The sequence below is a fragment of the Lysinibacillus sp. VIII_CA genome (genome assembly GCF_049943995.1).
GTDB lineage: Bacteria > Bacillota > Bacilli > Bacillales_A > Planococcaceae > Lysinibacillus > Lysinibacillus pinottii.
The window spans coordinates 1-373 of record NZ_JBNFXM010000089.1 but is presented as its reverse complement, the minus strand read 5'-3'; the positions used below and the strand labels follow the sequence as shown (position 1 = coordinate 373).

Here is a 373-nt window from a genome sequence, read left to right as displayed (position 1 = left end):
GAGCGGAAGACGAGGTTCGAACTCGCGACCCCCACCTTGGCAAGGTGGTGTTCTACCACTGAACTACTTCCGCATGTGCATAAGTTTTTTTATCTGGCATATTGAAAAATGGTGCGGGTGAAGGGAGTCGAACCCCCACGCCTTGCGGCGCTAGATCCTAAGTCTAGTGCGTCTGCCAATTCCGCCACACCCGCTTAATATGGTTGGTACTTAAATGGTGAGCCATGAAGGACTCGAACCTTCGACCCTCTGATTAAAAGTCAGATGCTCTACCAACTGAGCTAATGGCTCAAAAAATGGTGCCGGCTATAGGAATCGAACCCACGACCTACTGATTACAAGTCAGTTGCTCTACCTGCTGAGCTAAACCGGC

4 tRNA genes are annotated in these 373 nt (G+C 50.4%); all 4 read right to left on the bottom strand.

Annotated features, from left to right (window positions below):
* Position 1: 1 nt before the first annotated feature.
* The 4 genes from ACP3VS_RS24320 to ACP3VS_RS24305 all read right to left on the bottom strand — a co-directional run bounded on the left by ACP3VS_RS24320 (position 2) and on the right by ACP3VS_RS24305 (position 373).
* Positions 2 to 73, bottom strand: a tRNA-Gly gene (locus ACP3VS_RS24320).
* A gap of 36 nt (positions 74 to 109) precedes the next feature.
* Positions 110 to 194 (bottom strand) — tRNA-Leu (locus ACP3VS_RS24315).
* Positions 195 to 215: 21 nt separating this feature from the next.
* Positions 216 to 291: transfer RNA gene (locus tag ACP3VS_RS24310), tRNA-Lys, on the bottom strand.
* Between the two features lie 6 nt (positions 292 to 297).
* Positions 298 to 373: transfer RNA gene (locus ACP3VS_RS24305), tRNA-Thr, on the bottom strand.